Raw genomic sequence first — 18,108 nt, forward strand, 5'->3', positions numbered from 1 at the left:
TAAATTGTGAAATGTATTTTTATGGTTTGTCATAAATTTACCTTTCAAGTTTCACCCGAATTTCACAATTGTGAAGTATAGTAAAGGGGCAGAGGTGATAACGTTGAAAAAATGGGCATTCTTCATTTTTTCTTTACTACAAATAGTTTGGTTAGCGGGTTGTACTGAAAAATCTTATGAATCGATTGAGCGTGATCGAAATTTTATAGCTTCATTAAATATTCAAGAGCCATCATTAGACTTTATTGATGAAAATGGCCATGTATTAGCGAAGTGGTTATTTGATAGAGCTTATTCAGGGGCAACATTACTAGGAGATGATCAAGTTCTCTTATACGGACACCAATTAAATACCATTGATGTCTATACACTATCAACTGGAGAAAAGCTCTATTCTCAAAAAGTAGAGGTTGGTACAACGAATGTGTATTATGATGACAATATCAAGCAATTTTTTATAACGAATAGTAAAACTAATACAGTGACAAGCTTTGATCATGAAGGAAACGTGTTGGCCTCCAAGCGGATAGGTAATTATCCTATGTCAATGGCATCGTATAAGGATAAGCTGTATGTGATAAATTTTAAAGATACAAAATTATCTGTTTTAAATATGAAAGATTTACAAATTGAACAGGAGTGGCCGATACAAAAATCTTCACATGGAATAGCCATTGTAGACGAGACACATGAACTTTGGATAGGTGGCCATGGAGAAGGAAGTAAGCCAAATAGTTCGGTTAAAAAATATGATTTGAGCAGTGGTCAATTGCATGGTGAAATAAACATGCCATTGATGCCAGTAGGGTTAAAAAAGACAAAGGATGCTGTACTTGTTGTAAGTCATGGTCATAATGAGTTATATGTTGCTGACTTTGATGGTCATATAAAATGGCAGCAGGAAGTAGGGGCAAACCCTTTTGTGGTCAATCAATTTAAAGACTATATTGTTGTCGCTGGCTATGACGATCACAAATTACACTTTATAAAAGATGGCCAGAAAGAAAAAACAGTTGATGTCGGGAAAGGTGCTTTTCAGCTGTTAGTAAGGGAGGAAAAACAATGACAACTGTATTAATAGTTGATGATGAGCAAGATATGCGGAACCTAATAGAAATGATGCTCAATAACTCTGATATTGAAACATTTACTGCTGCAAGTGGTACTGAGGCATACGATATAATTGTACGTGAGAAAATTGATTTAGTGCTGCTTGATGTAATGATGCCGCATGAGGATGGCTTTGTTGTGTGTCAAAGTATACGGGCTATGTCCAATGTTCCGATTATATTCCTGACAGCACGTGACGCCAATGATGACAAAGTGAAGGGTCTTACACTTGGTGGTGATGATTATATTGTTAAACCATTTACACATGATGAACTAGTCGCTAGAATTTACGCAGTATTAAGAAGAAGTGGTGCAAATATTGCAGAGCTACAACAAAAATATGTTGTATTTGGTCCCATTAAAATAGATGAAATAGCACGTAAAGTATCGGTCGATGGAAAAAGTATCCCCCTTACTTTAAAAGAATTTGAACTACTCCATTTATTTATGAAAAATCCTGGAAATGCCTATACACGTGAGCAATTATTAGAACGCATTTGGGATATTGATTATGTAGGTGGGACTCGAACTGTCGACACTCATATAAAAACCTTACGCATCAAGCTTGGAAAGGAAGCGGCTGCACATATTCAAACGGTCTGGGGAGTCGGCTACCGCTTTGATCCTGGCGAATGAAAAAGATAGCCACACGTATTTGGTTGTTAATTTTTGCATTTTTAATTATTACTGTTGTTTTTATGTATGTCCTCACGAATTTTTTATACCAACGCTTATATGTACAAGATACGGAAGATACAATGGTTGAGGTTGGCCTAAAGCTACAGACAATGTATAACAATGGAAAGGTAACGGATGAATTTATTGCAGACATTGAACGTTTTAACGATTATTCAAATTTAAATATATTTGCGGTAAGAAATCCACGTGAATTAAGTGCCTGTGTTCCATTTGATATAGATTATGAAACATTAATTGGACCTGAAGAAAGACAGAAATTACTTTCTGGTAGTTATGTGCAAAAAATTGGCTATGAACCTCGTTTCGATCGACAGCTAATTTCTGTCGTCTTGCCCCTTGTCGATCAAAATAGATTAGAAGGAATCATTTACATTTATTTCCCTCTAGCCAAAATTAGTGAATTAGCTAATAGTGGGGTGATTCTGTTATTTATTAGTGCTTTCATTTTTTTAGTGGTTGTAAGCTATTTAATTTATAAAGGTATTCGGCATATTATGCGACCATTAAACGATTTGCAACTTGCGGTGGAACAGATGTCCTACGGGAATTATGAGACACGTGTACCTGTAAATTCACGAGATGAAATCGGTAAATTATCAAGCACCTTTAATAAAATGGCAGAGGCAATCCAGCAAGAGGATGAAGCACAAAAAACATTTTTAGCGACTGTTTCTCATGAGTTACGAACACCAATTAGCTATGTAAAGGGCTATAGTGAAGCAATGCAAAATGGCATCATCACAGAAAATCAAAAAGAGGAAACGATTCAGCTTATTGTTCGTGAGGCTAATCGAATGGAGAGGTTGACGAACGAATTACTTCAACTTGCCAGAACTGAAAATGAACAAACAGACATAGTAGTGTATCCAATTCCTCTGGGAGAGACTTTACGAGAGGTTCAAAAAATCTTAACACATCAAGCTGATAAAAAGAACATAACATTACATTTAGATGTGGACGATGCCTTAATTATTCAAGCGGATGAGGTAAAGCTTAAACAAATTTTCATAAATATTATTGAAAATGCTATTAATTACTCGTATGAAAATTCGAAGGTTGAAATGGTTGCTCTTGAAAAGAATGGAAGTGCACAAATCACCATCAAAGATTATGGAATCGGCATCCCACAAGAGGATATATCACACGTAACAGAGCGATTCTACCGTGTTAACAAGGCGCGGAGTCGAGCAGATGGCGGTAGTGGACTAGGTTTATCGATTGTAGAGCAATTATTAAAACAGCTACAGGGAAGATTGGAAATAAAAAGTATTATTGAAAAAGGCACAATCGTTAAGATTACATTGCCATTAATGGAGGATTAAAAAATGAAAAAATGGTTATTTGCACTAATTGCGGTTCCTGCCTTATTGGTAGGCTGTGGAGAAAAAAAAGAAGAGGCTTTACCGGAGCCAGAAGTTCCACAAATACCAGAAGTTGAAATTTTAACACCAAAAGAAGTACCACTTAATGAAACAATTGAGCTAGCAGCACATGTTGAGCAGGGTGGTAAAAATGTCGATGACGCAGTAGTAGAGTTTGAAGTGTGGGAATCAGGGAAACGTGATGAAGGTCAAATGATTGATGGAAAATTAGACAAAGATGGTGTATATAAAGCGGCAACTACATTTGATCATGATGGGGTTTATTATATGTATGCGCATACAACAGCAAATGGTGTTCATAACATGCCTAAGCAAGAAATTCTTGCAGGAAGTCCCGATATGACACAAGTTTTGCCAGAAGATGAAAAGAGCAATAACAGTATGGATAATAACATGATGAACCATGATAATGGCACTTCTGACGACACTGATCAGACTGAAGAAAAAAAAGATGAAGAAAATCATCATTAAACACTTGCAATTTTTTTAAAATAGGAATATGATAATGACCAGATGACCGGAATGGTTTTCTGGTCATTTTTATGAAAGTGTACTTTTGATGTACATAACCTAACAAGAAAGGGTGTTACTAATGGATCGTAGGCAGGAAATTCTTGAAGCAGCTGCAAAATCTTTCACATTGTTTGGCTACAAAGCAACAACAATGGAGCAAGTGGCAAAGATAGCTAATGTCGGTAAAGGTACGATTTATACATTCTTTGCAAATAAAGAGATTTTATTTCAGGAAATTGCTATGTCACTAGTTCGAGAGATGAAGGGTGAAGCGGATGCAGTGTTGGATGCATCAGCAAGCTTTATGGATAATGCACATAATGCTTTAATGAAAATGCTACAGTTCCGTGAAAAACATCTTTTATTTGCGAAGTTAATAGAGGAAGAAAAAGAACTACGTACACCAGCTGTTAAACAGGTGCTCCTACGCATCGAGACAGAAATTTTATCGTATGTTGCAGAGTTAATTCAGCGACGTATAAATAAAGGTGAAATTAGAGATTGTGATGCAGAGCTGGTTAGTTACTTACTATTAAAGGCCTATCTTGCATTTGTTGTCGATTGGCATGAGTTACACGGTGATGTGATCCCTGAAGAGAAGATTCTTAATCTTTTCAAGGAGACAATCTTTCGAGGTTTAATTCTAACTTGATTCGATTTGGATACTCACAAAAGTGTCGAATCAAGTGTTCTTTTTGCAAAGGTTGAAGGGTTTATATTTTTTTGAACAAAAATGACCGAATGACGTTTTCGGTCAAATAGTTTAGGAGTGAGGATATTATATGATTAAAGCTGAGTGGCTGAAGATCTTTAAAACAAGAAAAATGCTTGTTTCCATTATTGCTGTATTATTTATTCCAGTAATGTATGCGGGTATGTTTTTATGGGCGTTTTGGGATCCTTATGCAGGGCTTCCTAATCTTCCAGTAGCTGTTGTTAATGAGGATACTGGTGCTGAGATGGATGACGTAAAATTAGACTTAGGGGACACCTTAGTTGATAAGTTGATAGATAGCGAGCAGTTTAACTTTATAGAGGTCTCAAAAGAAGAAGCCGAAAAAGGTTTAAATAGCCGTGATTATTATATGATTCTAGAAATTCCAACAAATTTCTCTGAGCATGCTACAACATTATTAGATGACAAACCATCAAAATTGGTTATGAACTACATTCCAAACGAAGGGCTAAACTTCCTTGGTGCACAAATTGGTGAGACTGCAATGGATCGTGTCCGTGCAGAAGTAAATTCACAAGTTTCAGCAACTTACGCTGAAAAATTATTTGATTCTATTGCAACGCTTGGTGATGGCTTTACAGAAGCCGCAGATGGCTCTAATAAGCTTGATGAAGGTGCCCAAAAAGTTGCGAACGGTGCAAAAGATTTAAAAGGTTATCTTGAACAGCTAGCATCAAGTACAGTTGAACTATCAAATGGTACAGATAAATTAACAAAAGGTGCTGGAGATGCTGCAAAAGGTGCGAATGATTTATCTAGTGGTTTAGTTAAACTTCAAGATGGTACAGTACAATTACAACAAGGTGCACAGCAAGCTGCCAATGGTGCAACTAGCCTTGAGCAAGGATTATCACAATATACACAAGGTGTTGCTAAAGTTGGGGCAGGTTTAAACACTTTAAATGATAAACAGCAACAAATTAGTGCAGGTGCAGCTTCTATTGCTGAAAATGCAGGTGCATTAAATGGTGCAGCGAACCAATTAACTGCTGGTTCTGCTAAGGTAGAAGCAGGTATTACAGCGTTATCCAACCAGTTACAAACAATGATGGCTTCAATGCCAGAGGAACAAGCAGCGGCATTAAAGCAAACATTAGCAGAGCTACAAGCAGGTAGTGCTAGTGTGCACAACGGTTTAACATCATTATCTGCAGGTACAGAAAAATTACAAGCTGGTGCTAATCAAGTAAGCTCAGGTGCAGGTCAAATTGCAGCAGGGCAAGCTGAGGTGCTAGCAGGTGCTAATGCACTAACAGCAAAAAGTAATGCTTTAGTGGAAGGTGCCAAAGGTCTACAAGCAGGTAATGCAACATTAGCTGCAAAATTAGGGGAACTAAATGCGGGTGTGAATACAGCTGTAACAGGCTCTAAAACATTGGCATCTGGTTTAAATGAATTAGCGAATGGTACAACGACATTAAATCAAGGTACATCTACCCTTGCTTCAAAATCTGGTGAGCTAGCACAAGGTTCAGCAACACTTGCAGATGGTTCTACAGAACTTGCTGACGGTACGTCTACATTATCAGGCAAATTAGGTGAGGCAAGTGAAAAAGCAAATGAAGTAAAAGCTAATCAAGACACTTACGACATGGTAGGTAGTCCAGTTGAAGTTGAAAAAGAATCAGTCAACCATGTTCCTAACTATGGTACAGGTTTTGCACCATACTTTATTTCTCTAGGTTTATTCGTAGGTGCATTATTAATTTCAATTGTGTTCCCACTTGTTGAACCAGCTATTCGTCCAAAAAATGGTGCATCTTGGTTCACAAGTAAAGTGACTGTTTTAGCAGTCGTAGGTTTAGTGCAAACAGTACTAACAGTAGTTATTGTTAAATGGGGTCTAGGACTTGAAGTAAATAACATGGGCCACTTTATATTAACAGCATTATTAACAAGCTATGTATTTTTAGCATTAATCCAGATGCTAGTTTCGATCTTTGGTGATCCAGGACGTTTCATGGCAATTGTTGTATTGATTTTGCAATTAACAACAAGTGCAGGTACTTTCCCACTTGAATTAATTCCATCACCATTACAAGTATTTAACAAACTATTACCGATGACTTATACGGTTCAAGCATTTAAAACAAGCATTTCTACTGGCGATACGTCATTCTTAATGCAAAACTATGGAGTTTTAGCTGGCTTCTTAGTAGCATTCTTAGCCATCACATTCGGTTATTTCATGCTACTGCATAACAAACGTTACTCTAAAATAGCTGAGGAAAACTAAAATAGTTGAAGCACTCACCAACTGAGGTGGGTGCTTTATTTTGTCTTTAAACGCCAAAAAACAACAGCTGATATGAGCGTATCAGCTGTTGTTTTGTAAGTGTAAGAGATTTAATTAAAGGTTCATCATAAAATATGATGAAGTTATCATTATGACTACGTGTGGGGCACGTAAATGACAATTACAGAATAGGCAAATGCTTATAGGTGGTTACATTTTTCACAAGTGTTGCAGTAGCATTCACTTTGTTCTTCAATTTTTTCACCGCACTCTGTACATTGCTTAGCAGGCAAATTCTTGAAAAATTCAACTACGTTTTCTAACATTGTGGACTCCTCCTTTAAGTTCATCTGTACTATTACTGTTCTGATATTTACTAGTGTATTATAACAGATGCTTTTCGTCAACACAAAACGCCTAATTTGCGTTAAAATAAATATGGATATTTTGTGAAGGAGGAAACGTAAACTATGATTTTCGTTGATAATAAAGTGATCCATGATCCGCGTGTTAACCTTGCTATTGAGGAGTATTTACTTAAAACAATGGATGTTGAAAAGGAGCCAGTGCTACTTTTCTATATTAACCAGCCGTCCATCATTATTGGTAAAAATCAAAATACCATTGAAGAAATTAATACGGATTATGTAGAAGATAATGACATTATTGTTGTTCGCCGTTTGTCTGGCGGTGGAGCCGTGTATCATGATTTAGGAAATCTTAATTTCAGTTTTATTACAAACGATGATGGCGATAGCTTTATGAATTATAAAAAATTCACGCAGCCAGTAGTAGATGCTTTGGCAAAAATGGGTGTGAATGCAGAGCTTTCAGGACGTAATGATATTCTTGCAGAGGGTCGTAAAGTTTCTGGAAATGCCCAGTTTTCTACACGAGGCCGTATGTTCAGTCATGGTACGTTGATGTTTGATACTGAAATAGATGCCGTTGTGTCAGCCTTAAAAGTCAAAAAGGATAAGATTGAATCTAAAGGAATTAAATCCATTCGCTCCCGAGTAGCAAACATTTCTGAGTTTTTAAAAGAGAAGATGACGATAGAAGAATTTCGTCTTGAAATTTTAAAATCCATTTTCGGTGGCGAAGCAAACATTCGTTATTATGAACTGACGGATCAAGATTGGGAAAATATTCATAAGCTTTCAGCAGAACGTTATCAAACATGGGAATGGAATTATGGTAAATCACCGCGCTTTAATATTCAAAAGACGCACCGTTTCCCAACAGGAGGCATTGATATTCGCCTTGAAGTTAATCATGGTGTCATCGAAGAGGCACATATTTTTGGTGATTTCTTTGGTGTAGGGGATATGACTGATATAGAACAACGCCTAGTTGGGACAAACCATGATAGAACGGCTATAGCAGAAGCATTAGCAGATATTGATATTCCTACATATTTTGGTGGAATTTCAACAGAAGACTTTTTACAATTAATTTATTAAGAAAAGTTCGATTTCATGTAATGATTTAGCCTAAAGGTTCGCTGACAATTATGTCGTCGAACCTTTTTTTGATACAATATAGTTAGAAAGGAGTGTTGATATGGAAAAGCATCGAATATTCATAGTTGAAGATGATGTGAAGATTGCATCATTACTAGCGGAAACGCTTAGAAAATATCAATACGAGGTTGAAACCATTCAAGAATTTGATCATCTTATAGAAGAATTTACAGCATTTAATCCACATATGGTGCTGCTTGATATAAATTTACCTTCATATGATGGCTACTATTGGTGCCGTCAGCTACGTCAACATACAACGTGTCCAATTATTTTTATTTCTGCTCGCTCAGGGGAAATGGACCAAATTTTTGCACTTGAAAATGGGGGCGATGATTTTATTACAAAGCCCTTTAATTATGAAATTGTCTTGGCTAAAATTCGTAGTCATTTGCGTCGTACATATGGGGAGTATGCTACAAGGCAAGAGGAGCGGACAATTAAGCAAGGGCAGCTTATTCTTCATTTAGAGAGGATGGAGCTGCATAAAAATGAATTAGAAATCCCACTCCAGAAAAAAGAGTGCATTATTTTAGAATTGCTTATGGGGAATGCCCCGAAAGTAGTAACACGGGAGCAACTATTAGAGGAACTCTGGGATGATCAAGCATTTGTCGATGAAAATACGTTGAATGTTAATATGACTCGCGTCCGTAAAAAATTAGCTGATTATCAAATTGCATCAACTATTGAAACTGTGCGTGGCGCAGGCTATCGATTCATATTGAGTGCGGGTGAATTATAGTGGGCTGGAAATTATTTTTACGTGATTATGCATCATTTATTGTATTTCAGCTCTTATTAGTTGGCTTCATCATGGTCTTATATGGACTAGATGGATTCAGAAATATCGATACAGCTATATATTCCTTCTGTATCAGTCTTGTACTGCTCTGTTCATTTTTACTTGTTCGCTATTTAATGCGGCAACGTTATTTGTTGAAAATATCCCAGCTACCAACAGCAATGGAGGATGTGTTACAAAAAAACGCCAAAACGCCAGAAGCAATGCAAACAGAGAAATATATGCATGAGCTATATCGACTCTATCAACATGAGCTGCATTCATTATACGCTAGTCAAAAACGTCATGATCAATTTATGAATCAGTGGGTGCATCAGATGAAAACACCCATATCTGTCATTGAGTTATTGCTGCAGGATGATCGTCCGCTGGATAAGAAAAATGTGCAGGAGGAAATTGATCGTTTACGTAGAGGCTTAGACATGGTGCTTGTAAATGCACGATTAGAAAACTTCGAAGATGATATGCAAGTAGAACAGGTTGCATTAAAGTCCATAGTGACTGCAACTGTTAATGAGAATAAACGTTTATTTATTACGAAAAGAGTATTCCCTGAAATTCATATTGAAGATGATCTTATTGTGGCGAGTGATTCGAAATGGCTTCGCTTCATTCTCGGTCAGTTTGTAACCAATGCAGTGAAATACACATTTGAAGCCAATAAAAAAATAGTCATTTCTGCTATTAAAAAGGATGATTATGTACAGCTAGCCATTTGCGATGAGGGAATCGGTATTCCAGCTTCTGACCTTTCACGTGTTACGAAGGCCTTTTTTACTGGTGAAAATGGACGGAAAACAGGGGAGTCTACTGGGATGGGCCTTTATTTAGCCAAGGAAATTTGCGAGAAGCTTGGACATGAATTGGCTATTTCATCAGAGGTAGGAAAAGGGACGATTGTTACAGTGACTTTTACAAATTAGGGGGAGCTAGGATGACAGAAGTAAGCATTGAAGGTTGGCTATTAAATATCGATAAAGAGAAAACAAAGTCTCTTTTTATGACACATTTGCAAGAGGGCGATCAAGTATCTTATCAAAATTTCGTCATGGCAAATGAAGTGCTAAATGAAGAACTACTGCATTTTTCAAATATCCTTGGGTTAAACTTACAACAACCAACATTATTAAATGCGTTTCCTGTCGATGGTCAACAGATTATGTATAGTGGACATTACACTGTATATGGTGAAATTCTAGAGGGAGAAATGGATGCCTGGGATGTCATTATAGGAGAGCATTGTTTTAGTTTGGTAGCGGAAGAGTCCGTTTTAGAATTAACAGAGCCCCATTTTCAAATCGGCTTTGAAATTGTATTACAGTGGCTTTTACCGCAATCATTAGAATTAATGAAGAAATAAGGTGAATTTAGCATGCCTATATTACAAATTAAAGATGTGACAAAAGTTTATGAAGGCAAGGTCACACATCGTGCCTTAAATCAATTGAGCTTTGACGTGGAAGAAGGCGAATTTTTAGCAGTTATGGGCCCTTCCGGAAGTGGTAAAACAACATTATTGAATATTATTTCTACTATTGATGAACCAACAAGTGGAGAGATAATTTTAGATGGCATGAACCCTCATAAGCTTAATGCAACAGAGCTTGCCTACTTTAGAAGAAGGCAGCTAGGCTTTGTCTTTCAGGACTTCAATCTTCTGCATATGCTAACAGTTGAGGAGAATATTGTGTTGCCGTTAACATTGGACCAGCAACCGTTAGAGGTAATGGAGGAACGGCTGGCTAATATTGTCGATAAGTTAGATTTGACGCCCTTCTTACATAAGCGTCCAAATGAAATTTCGGGTGGACAAGCACAGAGAACCGCCATAGGTCGAGCACTTATTCATAATCCGAGTCTCATTTTAGCAGATGAGCCAACAGGTAATTTAGATTCGAATTCTTCACGAGATGTACTTGAACTTTTAACGAAAGTAAATAAAGATAAACGCACGACGATTGTGATGGTAACGCATGATCCAATTGCAGCAAGTTACTGTGATCGAGTGCTATTCATAAAAGATGGCGAATTTTTCAATGAAATTTATCGAGATGACCGTCGTCAAATGTTTTTCCAACGTATATTAAATGTTTTGAGCTTACTAGGAGGAGGGCAAGTAGGTGACCTTTCGACAATTCGCTTACCGTAATGTCGTACGGAACAGCCGGATATATGGTGCCTTTTTCATGGCGAGCTTTTTTTCTGTGGCTGTATTTTTTATCTATTCAATGCTGATGTTTCATCCTGATATTGAACGCGGAATATTAGGAGAAGTATCACTTATTGGCATGGTGGGTGCTGAAATTGTACTCGTCCTTTTTACATTATTCTTTTTATATTATTCTATGAGTGCCTTTTTAGAGGCTAGATCACATGAATTTGCGATGTTATTGCATCTAGGAATGGAAAAGCGTCAGATGAATAAACTTGTCTTTCTTGAGACAATGATTATTGGGGCAGGCTCCATCATTGTAGGAATTGTTTTTGGCTTTTCTTTTTCAAAATTCTTTTTCATGATTGTGCGAGAAATTTTACATTTGGATGAATTACCATTGTATGTTTCCTGGCAGCCATTCCTACTCACAATAGGCGTATTCACAAGTGCCTTTGTCGTCATTTCTTTTATTAGTGTATATTTTACACGAGAGAGGAAATTACGAGATCTAATTAAAGGTAGCGATTATTTAAATAGTTTAACAACTTATTCCAAAATTCGGGCTATATACGGTATTACTTTAATTTTAGGGACTTATATTCTCGCGTTTGTTGTAGGACATACGTCTTTAATAGGACTAACGCTATTAATACCATTTTCAGCAACATTTGGTACTTATTATTTTTTCAGCGATTCTGTCCCGTGTTTTTTAGACTTAGCACGTGGTAAACGTAAATTTCATTGGCAACGCTATCGTCTGCTCTCACTAGCTGAGCAAACTCATATTATGATGGATAATGTGAAAATGTTTTTTGTCGTTACTATGGTGTCCACACTCGCATTTTTATCTGTAGGTGTATTAGCGACAATGTCTTCTTACACAACCCAATATGATCGTTTAAATCCATTGGGCTTAGTTTATAAGGGGGATATTGATAATCCTTTTGAGCGAGAGCATATAAATTCTTTGCGTCTGCAATTAGAAGAGAAGGGGTTATCCTATCAGCTGTCCCGCTTTGTTGTTGTTAAGCAAACATCTTCTTTCACGCAAAATGAAGTAGAGGTTTTTCGTGAGTCCGATATGAATGTCTTGCTATCTTCCTATAGTTATCCACTTCTAAATCTTGGTCCCGGTGAAGCGGTATTTATTCCTTATTCAGAGGATTCACTAAAAAAATTAAAAAATAGAGTTGTGCATACAGTGCTTGAAGAAAATTCGATACCAATTACAATTGATAGTGTTTATCCTAAGATTGTGTTTCCTGGTTCAATTGTAAGCGTAAACTCGATCGTTATTAGTGATGAGGATTTTGCAAAGCTTATTCTTCCTATTTCTGAGAAAAACATTATTCAACCAAGCTATCATTTATTTACATTTGTTATTCCACAGTGGATGGAAACGAAGGAAGTCGGTAAGGACATCGATTATTTAGAATCCAATTTATATTTTCTTAAAAAGGATAAATTCAGTCCATTCTACTTTGAAAATGCCGGTTTAAATTATTCTTATATATTAGCTACCTACTCATTATTTACATTAGTGGGAGTTCTAGTAGCTACCGTATTCTTACTGGCTGCAGGAAGCTTTATCTATTTCAAATTGCATACATCACTAGAGAGAGAAAAGCGTAAATTTGATGTTTTAATGCGTATGGGTTTAACGGAGATAGAGTTAAAGAAGCTTGTTAACCGCCATTTATTTCCTCAATTTTTCTTGCCATGGGGCGTTGCTATGATGCACAGTGCCTTTGCGTTTCTAATGGTACAGGGCATTTTGAAAGATATCGCGAATATTTCTATTGTAAAAGAAGTATTCTTTGCTTTTGGCTTTTTTGTATTAATTCAAGTAGTGTATTTTTATTTAATTCGTTGGCGATACATTTCTCATATTCGTTCGTAATGTATTTGTTTAAAAGAGAAAAAAATGAATTATTTAACGTAATTTATGACATGAAATAAAAAGACTGATTGTTTTTTACATATATTTCTTATATAATATTACTGAATAACGATTCATTTTATACGATAAGGGGATGGTGTAATTGAATTTAGTTTCACGTGTTCGTCAACAGGCAACAGAACAGCCGGAAAAAGTTGCGTATCATTTTATGGGGAAAGATACGACATACGGAGAATTCGAGCAAACAGTTGGTCGTTTTGCAAAGGGATTACAAGATTTGGGTGTTGAAAAAGGGGATCATGTGGCGTTTTTACTCGGCAATACACCACATTATTTAATTGCTTTGTATGCAACAATGCGTTTAGGGGCAACGGCAATTCCTGTTAACCCTATTTATACACCAGATGAAATTTCTTATATTTTGCATAATGGCGATGTAAAAGCAGTTATTGCGCTGGATCTTTTACTACCATTGGTGGAGAAAGGTGTACAAGCATTTCCACAGGTTAAAGCATTTGTAGTTTGTGAAACAACGGCAGATATAGCGGAAAAAGTAGCAGCTTTATCACCAAGTGCGCAAGAAAAAACTCATTTATTTACACAAATCATCGCGAATACTTCTCAATCTTTACAACCTGTTAAAGTGGCAGATGATGACAATGCTATTATTTTATATACTTCGGGCACTACTGGCACTCCAAAAGGAGCGATGCTTACGCATGAAAATGTCTATTCAAATGCGCGTGATGTTGCCCATTATTTAGATATCCAAGAAAAGGATCGTGTCATTGCCACATTACCTGTATTCCATGTCTTTGCTTTAACAGTTGTTGTAAACGCGCCATTATTAAGTGGAGCAACAGTTTTACTAGCACCTAGATTTAGCCCTACAGAAATTTTTGCTTTAGCGCGAGAGCAAAAAGCAACAGTCTTTGCTGGGGTACCAACTATGTATAATTTCTTATACCAATTACCTGAAGGCAATCCTGAAGATTTTTCGACAATTCGTTTAGCTATTTCAGGAGGAGCATCTTTACCAGTTGCACTATTACATAATTTCGAGCAGAAATTTAATGTGCGTGTATCAGAAGGATATGGCTTATCAGAGGCATCACCTGTGACGTGTTTTAATCCTTTGGATCGTGACCGTAAAGCTGGATCTATTGGTACATCGATTAGCAATGTGGAAAATAGAGTTGTCGATGTAAACGGTCAGGAAGTACCTGTTGGGGAGGTTGGAGAGTTAATAGTACGTGGCCCTAACGTAATGAAGGGGTATTATAAAATGCCAGAGGAAACGGCAATGACAATCCGTGATGGCTGGCTCTATACAGGCGATTTAGCAAGAGTGGATGACGAAGGCTATTTTTATATTGTCGATCGTAAAAAGGATATGATCATTGTAGGAGGCTTTAATGTCTATCCTAGAGAGGTCGAGGAAGTATTGTTTGCCCATAATAACATTGTAGAGGCAGCGGTAGTTGGATTCCCTGATCCTAACTTAGGAGAGGCAGTTCATGCATATGTGGTATTAAAAGAAGTGGCGGCCACTACGACGGAAGATCTTCTATCGTATTGTGGTAAGCATATGGTGAAATATAAGGTGCCTAAGGTCATTGAAATTATGGATGAATTACCTAAAAATACGACTGGAAAAATACTTCGCCGTTCCTTAAAAGAAAAAGTATAAAGCGAAAAAAGCTACTATTGAAAAATGGTAGCTCTTTTTTTGTGTACATTATTCGTATAATAGTAAAATCAGTTGAGGTAAGTTATCTGTAAGTGATAAAATCAAACTTGTGAAATCTTCTACATACTTTTCAATAGCTTGTCATATAGTGAGGAAGTAATGTAAAAAGACGTACAAAACTGGAACCCTTTGATGTAAGGCTACGTCAAAGCTTTTAGGTAAAAATACTATTGAAAGAGAGCATACAAAAACATGATAGAACTCATTCAGGAGTTAATAAGCTTTATTGTGCATATCGATGTGCATTTAGAAGAAATCATTCGTGATTTTGGTAATTGGAGTTATCTTATTTTATTTGCCATTGTTTTTGTAGAAACAGGCGTCGTTATTTTCCCATTCTTACCAGGTGATTCATTACTATTCGCAAGTGGTACATTGGCTGCTGCAATGGGAGCCTTTGATATGTGGATATTAATACCAGTATTTTTAGCAGCGGCCATTTTAGGTGATACAATGAATTATCATATTGGTCATAAAGTTGGAACGTCGATTCCTCCAAAGAGCCTTCTCGGAAGAGTTGTAAAAAAAGAACGTATGGAAGCAGCTGAAAAATTCTTCAATACACATGGTGGAAAAACAATTGTAATAGCCCGTTTTATGCCGTTTATTCGTACATTTATCCCATTCGTAGCGGGAGCAAGTAAAATGAATTATAGCTACTTCTTACTTTATAATATTTTAGGTGCTATTTTATGGGTATTCAGCTGTACATTACTTGGTTATTTCTTTGGTAATATTCCTATTATTAAAGATAACTTCTCAGTTGTGCTTATATTGATTATTTTTATCTCTGTCGTTCCAGCAGTAATTGGTGCGATAAAAGCCAAAGTTAGCAAATAATTTGGACAGTCCTAACGTGATGCCACATCACTGGGACTGTCTTTTTTTAGGTAGAAAAAAGAACTAGTAAATCTATAATGATGATGATAAATTATATTGAAGTATAAGCATCAGGTCGTAAAAAATGCTATACTATTAATTACTAGAATGTGGAGAAATGGGGGCAACGAAATGGAAGTATTTATTGGCAGGCAGCCTATTTTTAATCTTCACGAACAGGTCGTTGCATATGAATTATTATATCGTGGCAAAAACGTTAATGCCTTTCCAATGGTTGATTCAGATGCAGCAACTATTGATGTACTGGTGAACTCATTTCTTTCAATTGGTTTTGAAGAAGTAACAAAAGGTAAGCCAGGTTTTGTTAATTTTACTGATAACTTATTAATGAGCTCCATTCATGAATTTTTAAATCCTTCACAAGTTGTCATTGAAATTTTAGAGGATGTTCCACTGACATCACAATTAGTGAAACGGGTGGTGGAGCTAAAAAAATATGGATTTCAAATTGCGTTAGATGATTTTATTATGGATGAACATGTTGAAATCTATGATGAATTATTTGAACAAGTTGATTATATAAAAGTAGATTTTCTAGCAACATCGATGGTTAAAAGAATGGAGATTGAAAATAAAGTAAAGGGAAATTATCCACATATTCAATTGCTCGCTGAAAAAGTAGAGACTCGTCATCAATTTGAAGTGGCTAAGTCTTCTGGATACGTCTTATTTCAAGGCTATTTCTTTGAACAACCTCAAATTATAAAAGCAACAGATATACCTGCTAATACGATTCAGTATATTCATATCATCTCCTTGCTAAAAGAAGAAGAACCAAATATTCAATTATTAGCAGAAAATATCGAACGAGATATTTCTTTGACGTATAAATTATTACAAATGATCAATAATTCTTCTAAGCGTTCAAAATCTAAAGTACGCTCCATTAAACAAGCAATCGTGTTATTAGGTATATCCAATTTACGAAAATGGATTTATCTATTAGCGATGCGAGAAATTGATATTGATGCGGATTCAGATCTTTTCAAAGAAGTGATGTGTATGTCCTTGTTTCGAGCAAAAGTTTGTGAGAAGTTAGCGAAGCTGTCTTACAAAAAGAATTTTTCGGAATATTTCCTTGTAGGTATGTTTTCGCTCATTGACACATTACTGCAAAGACCTATGAGCAGCATATTACATCAGCTACCATTTTCAGAAGATATTACAAATACAATTTTAGGGCATGAAACAGAGATGACACCATTTCTAGAATTTAGTATCGCTCTAGGCAAATTGGATTGGCCCCGATTAGAGGAGCTAGGTGCTCAATTAAATATCCCGCTTAATGATATGGATCTTCTATATTATGAGGCAATGGAATGGGCAGAAAAATCATTTTAAGTAAGTGCCAATATTTCGTACAAAAAGCTATCTTACATTCGTATAAGATAGCTTATTTTTATCCTCTACAATAGCTAATCTCTTCATCAAGATGAAGTTCTCAATGTATAAAGTATTTGCTATAATCATCTCGTCTTAAAAAAATTCTGATAGTTGAAGTGGGCGTGGGGAAATGAAACATGATGTTAGGGAAAACATTGTGGACTATGTGTATGTTATTGTAGGAGCAGCAGTAATTGCTATTGGTTTTAATGTCTTTTTATTACCAAATCAGGTTGCCTCCGGAGGGGTAAGTGGAATTAGTACGATTTTGCATGGGTTATTTGGCTGGAATCCGGGTATTGTACAATATGCCTTTAATATTCCACTATTTATTGCTGGTGTTTTATTACTCGGCAAAAAATTTGGCATTAAATCATTTATTGGTACGATTACATTACCGTTTATTGTCTTGCTAACAAATAGCTGGGAGCCATGGACGGACAATCCTTTGCTTGGAGCTCTTTTTGGCGGAATTGTAGTGGGATTAGGAATAGGACTGGTCTTTAAAGGGAATGCTTCTACTGGTGGCACTGATTTACTAGCGCAAATCATTACGAAGTATACTGGATTAACGCTTGGTACAAGTGTACTGTTAATAGATGGAATCATAGCGATTAGTGCAGCAGTTGTTTTTGATTTAGAGAAAGGTTTGTATGCCCTAATTGGACTTTATGTAACAACCAAAACGATTGATATTATTCAGCTAGGTTTTAGCCAATCCAAAATGGTCTATATTATTACGTTGAAACAAGATGAAGTACGTGAAGCCATTTATGCAGAAGTCAATCGGGGTGTAACTAAGTTACAAGCATTTGGGGGCTATACAGGAGAGGCACGACCAGTTCTTATGGTTGTTGTTTATCAGACAGAATTCACAAAGCTGAAACAACTCATTAAAAGCGTTGACCCATCAGCGTTTGTCATCGTTTCGGATGCCTATGAGGTATTAGGAGAAGGTTTCAAACGTGCATAATTTTGGTATAATGGCGGCGTAAGGTATTATCTATTATGAGGAG

17 protein-coding genes are annotated in these 18,108 nt (G+C 36.4%); 16 read left to right on the top strand and 1 reads right to left on the bottom strand.

Annotated elements, in window-relative coordinates:
- Positions 1 to 94: 94 nt before the first annotated feature.
- From AC1Q6O_RS16180 to AC1Q6O_RS16205, 6 genes are all read left to right on the top strand, one after another.
- Positions 95 to 1,066 (top strand): YncE family protein, encoded by a 972-nt coding sequence (locus AC1Q6O_RS16180; RefSeq protein ID WP_233301547.1) that lies wholly within the window; start codon positions 95 to 97, stop codon positions 1,064 to 1,066.
- Positions 1,063 to 1,746, top strand: coding sequence for a response regulator transcription factor (locus tag AC1Q6O_RS16185; protein WP_008173305.1), 684 nt, complete (start codon positions 1,063 to 1,065; stop codon positions 1,744 to 1,746). The genes AC1Q6O_RS16180 and AC1Q6O_RS16185 overlap by 4 nt, the downstream gene beginning before the upstream one ends.
- Entirely contained in the window at positions 1,743 to 3,131 is a 1,389-nt protein-coding gene (locus AC1Q6O_RS16190) for a sensor histidine kinase (RefSeq protein WP_008173302.1), read from the top strand. Before AC1Q6O_RS16185 ends, AC1Q6O_RS16190 begins: the two co-directional genes overlap by 4 nt.
- A gap of 3 nt (positions 3,132 to 3,134) precedes the next feature.
- A complete protein-coding gene (locus AC1Q6O_RS16195; RefSeq protein WP_239355236.1) occupies positions 3,135 to 3,662 on the top strand; it encodes a FixH family protein in 528 nt (175 codons plus the stop codon).
- Between the two features lie 121 nt (positions 3,663 to 3,783).
- Positions 3,784 to 4,356: a TetR/AcrR family transcriptional regulator gene (locus AC1Q6O_RS16200; protein ID WP_008173298.1), complete on the top strand. Its 573-nt coding sequence runs from the start codon at positions 3,784 to 3,786 to the stop codon at positions 4,354 to 4,356.
- 130 nt (positions 4,357 to 4,486) lie between these two features.
- The gene (locus tag AC1Q6O_RS16205; protein WP_090003043.1) at positions 4,487 to 6,676 is read left to right on the top strand and encodes a YhgE/Pip domain-containing protein; all 2,190 of its coding nucleotides are present in this window, start codon (positions 4,487 to 4,489) and stop codon (positions 6,674 to 6,676) included.
- A gap of 200 nt (positions 6,677 to 6,876) precedes the next feature.
- Here the strand turns inward: AC1Q6O_RS16205 and yhfH are convergent, their stop codons facing one another.
- Positions 6,877 to 7,002: a protein YhfH gene (yhfH, locus tag AC1Q6O_RS16210; RefSeq protein ID WP_008173294.1), complete on the bottom strand. Its 126-nt coding sequence runs from the start codon at positions 7,000 to 7,002 to the stop codon at positions 6,877 to 6,879.
- A gap of 144 nt (positions 7,003 to 7,146) precedes the next feature.
- Between yhfH and lplA the strand changes: the two genes are divergently transcribed.
- The 10 genes from lplA (at position 7,147) to AC1Q6O_RS16260 (ending at position 18,065) form a co-directional block, all read left to right on the top strand.
- Positions 7,147 to 8,139, top strand: a complete 993-nt coding sequence (lplA, locus tag AC1Q6O_RS16215) for a lipoate--protein ligase (RefSeq protein ID WP_342530721.1) — start codon at positions 7,147 to 7,149, stop codon at positions 8,137 to 8,139.
- A gap of 100 nt (positions 8,140 to 8,239) precedes the next feature.
- A complete protein-coding gene (locus tag AC1Q6O_RS16220) occupies positions 8,240 to 8,944 on the top strand; it encodes a response regulator transcription factor (RefSeq protein ID WP_008173292.1) in 705 nt (234 codons plus the stop codon).
- Positions 8,944 to 9,927, top strand: a complete 984-nt coding sequence (locus tag AC1Q6O_RS16225) for a sensor histidine kinase (protein ID WP_008173291.1) — start codon at positions 8,944 to 8,946, stop codon at positions 9,925 to 9,927. Before AC1Q6O_RS16220 ends, AC1Q6O_RS16225 begins: the two co-directional genes overlap by 1 nt.
- A gap of 11 nt (positions 9,928 to 9,938) precedes the next feature.
- Positions 9,939 to 10,364 (top strand): hypothetical protein, encoded by a 426-nt coding sequence (locus tag AC1Q6O_RS16230; RefSeq protein WP_342530718.1) that lies wholly within the window; start codon positions 9,939 to 9,941, stop codon positions 10,362 to 10,364.
- A 12-nt stretch (positions 10,365 to 10,376) separates the two neighbouring features.
- Positions 10,377 to 11,153, top strand: coding sequence for an ABC transporter ATP-binding protein (locus AC1Q6O_RS16235; RefSeq protein ID WP_008173288.1), 777 nt, complete (start codon positions 10,377 to 10,379; stop codon positions 11,151 to 11,153).
- On the top strand, positions 11,125 to 13,059 hold the full coding sequence (locus AC1Q6O_RS16240; RefSeq protein ID WP_342530717.1) for an FtsX-like permease family protein: 1,935 nt from the start codon (positions 11,125 to 11,127) through the stop codon (positions 13,057 to 13,059). The genes AC1Q6O_RS16235 and AC1Q6O_RS16240 overlap by 29 nt, the downstream gene beginning before the upstream one ends.
- A 142-nt stretch (positions 13,060 to 13,201) precedes the next feature.
- Complete coding sequence (locus tag AC1Q6O_RS16245) at positions 13,202 to 14,749, top strand: fatty acid--CoA ligase family protein (protein ID WP_342530715.1); 1,548 nt, start codon at positions 13,202 to 13,204, stop codon at positions 14,747 to 14,749.
- A gap of 255 nt (positions 14,750 to 15,004) precedes the next feature.
- Entirely contained in the window at positions 15,005 to 15,649 is a 645-nt protein-coding gene (locus AC1Q6O_RS16250; protein WP_225316111.1) for a VTT domain-containing protein, read from the top strand.
- 171 nt (positions 15,650 to 15,820) lie between these two features.
- Entirely contained in the window at positions 15,821 to 17,050 is a 1,230-nt protein-coding gene (locus AC1Q6O_RS16255) for an EAL and HDOD domain-containing protein (RefSeq protein ID WP_043989566.1), read from the top strand.
- A 172-nt stretch (positions 17,051 to 17,222) separates the two neighbouring features.
- Positions 17,223 to 18,065 carry a YitT family protein gene (locus AC1Q6O_RS16260; protein WP_036120271.1) on the top strand — a complete coding sequence of 281 codons (843 nt, stop codon included), beginning with the start codon at positions 17,223 to 17,225 and terminating at the stop codon, positions 18,063 to 18,065.
- Positions 18,066 to 18,108 lie beyond the last annotated feature (43 nt).

This window comes from Lysinibacillus sp. GW823-FHT06C08, assembly GCF_058795135.1.

Excerpts from the sequence above, each read along its gene's own strand:
- AC1Q6O_RS16185 (WP_008173305.1), top strand. The coding sequence starts at position 1,063 with ATGACAACTGTATTAATAGTTGATGATGAGCAAGATATGCGGAACCTA.
- AC1Q6O_RS16190 (WP_008173302.1), top strand. The coding sequence starts at position 1,743 with ATGAAAAAGATAGCCACACGTATTTGGTTGTTAATTTTTGCATTTTTA.
- AC1Q6O_RS16195 (WP_239355236.1), top strand. The coding sequence starts at position 3,135 with ATGAAAAAATGGTTATTTGCACTAATTGCGGTTCCTGCCTTATTGGTA.
- AC1Q6O_RS16200 (WP_008173298.1), top strand. The coding sequence starts at position 3,784 with ATGGATCGTAGGCAGGAAATTCTTGAAGCAGCTGCAAAATCTTTCACA.
- AC1Q6O_RS16205 (WP_090003043.1), top strand. The coding sequence starts at position 4,487 with ATGATTAAAGCTGAGTGGCTGAAGATCTTTAAAACAAGAAAAATGCTT.
- yhfH (WP_008173294.1), bottom strand. The coding sequence starts at position 7,002 with ATGTTAGAAAACGTAGTTGAATTTTTCAAGAATTTGCCTGCTAAGCAA.
- lplA (WP_342530721.1), top strand. The coding sequence starts at position 7,147 with ATGATTTTCGTTGATAATAAAGTGATCCATGATCCGCGTGTTAACCTT.
- AC1Q6O_RS16220 (WP_008173292.1), top strand. The coding sequence starts at position 8,240 with ATGGAAAAGCATCGAATATTCATAGTTGAAGATGATGTGAAGATTGCA.
- AC1Q6O_RS16230 (WP_342530718.1), top strand. The coding sequence starts at position 9,939 with ATGACAGAAGTAAGCATTGAAGGTTGGCTATTAAATATCGATAAAGAG.
- AC1Q6O_RS16235 (WP_008173288.1), top strand. The coding sequence starts at position 10,377 with ATGCCTATATTACAAATTAAAGATGTGACAAAAGTTTATGAAGGCAAG.
- AC1Q6O_RS16255 (WP_043989566.1), top strand. The coding sequence starts at position 15,821 with ATGGAAGTATTTATTGGCAGGCAGCCTATTTTTAATCTTCACGAACAG.
- AC1Q6O_RS16260 (WP_036120271.1), top strand. The coding sequence starts at position 17,223 with ATGAAACATGATGTTAGGGAAAACATTGTGGACTATGTGTATGTTATT.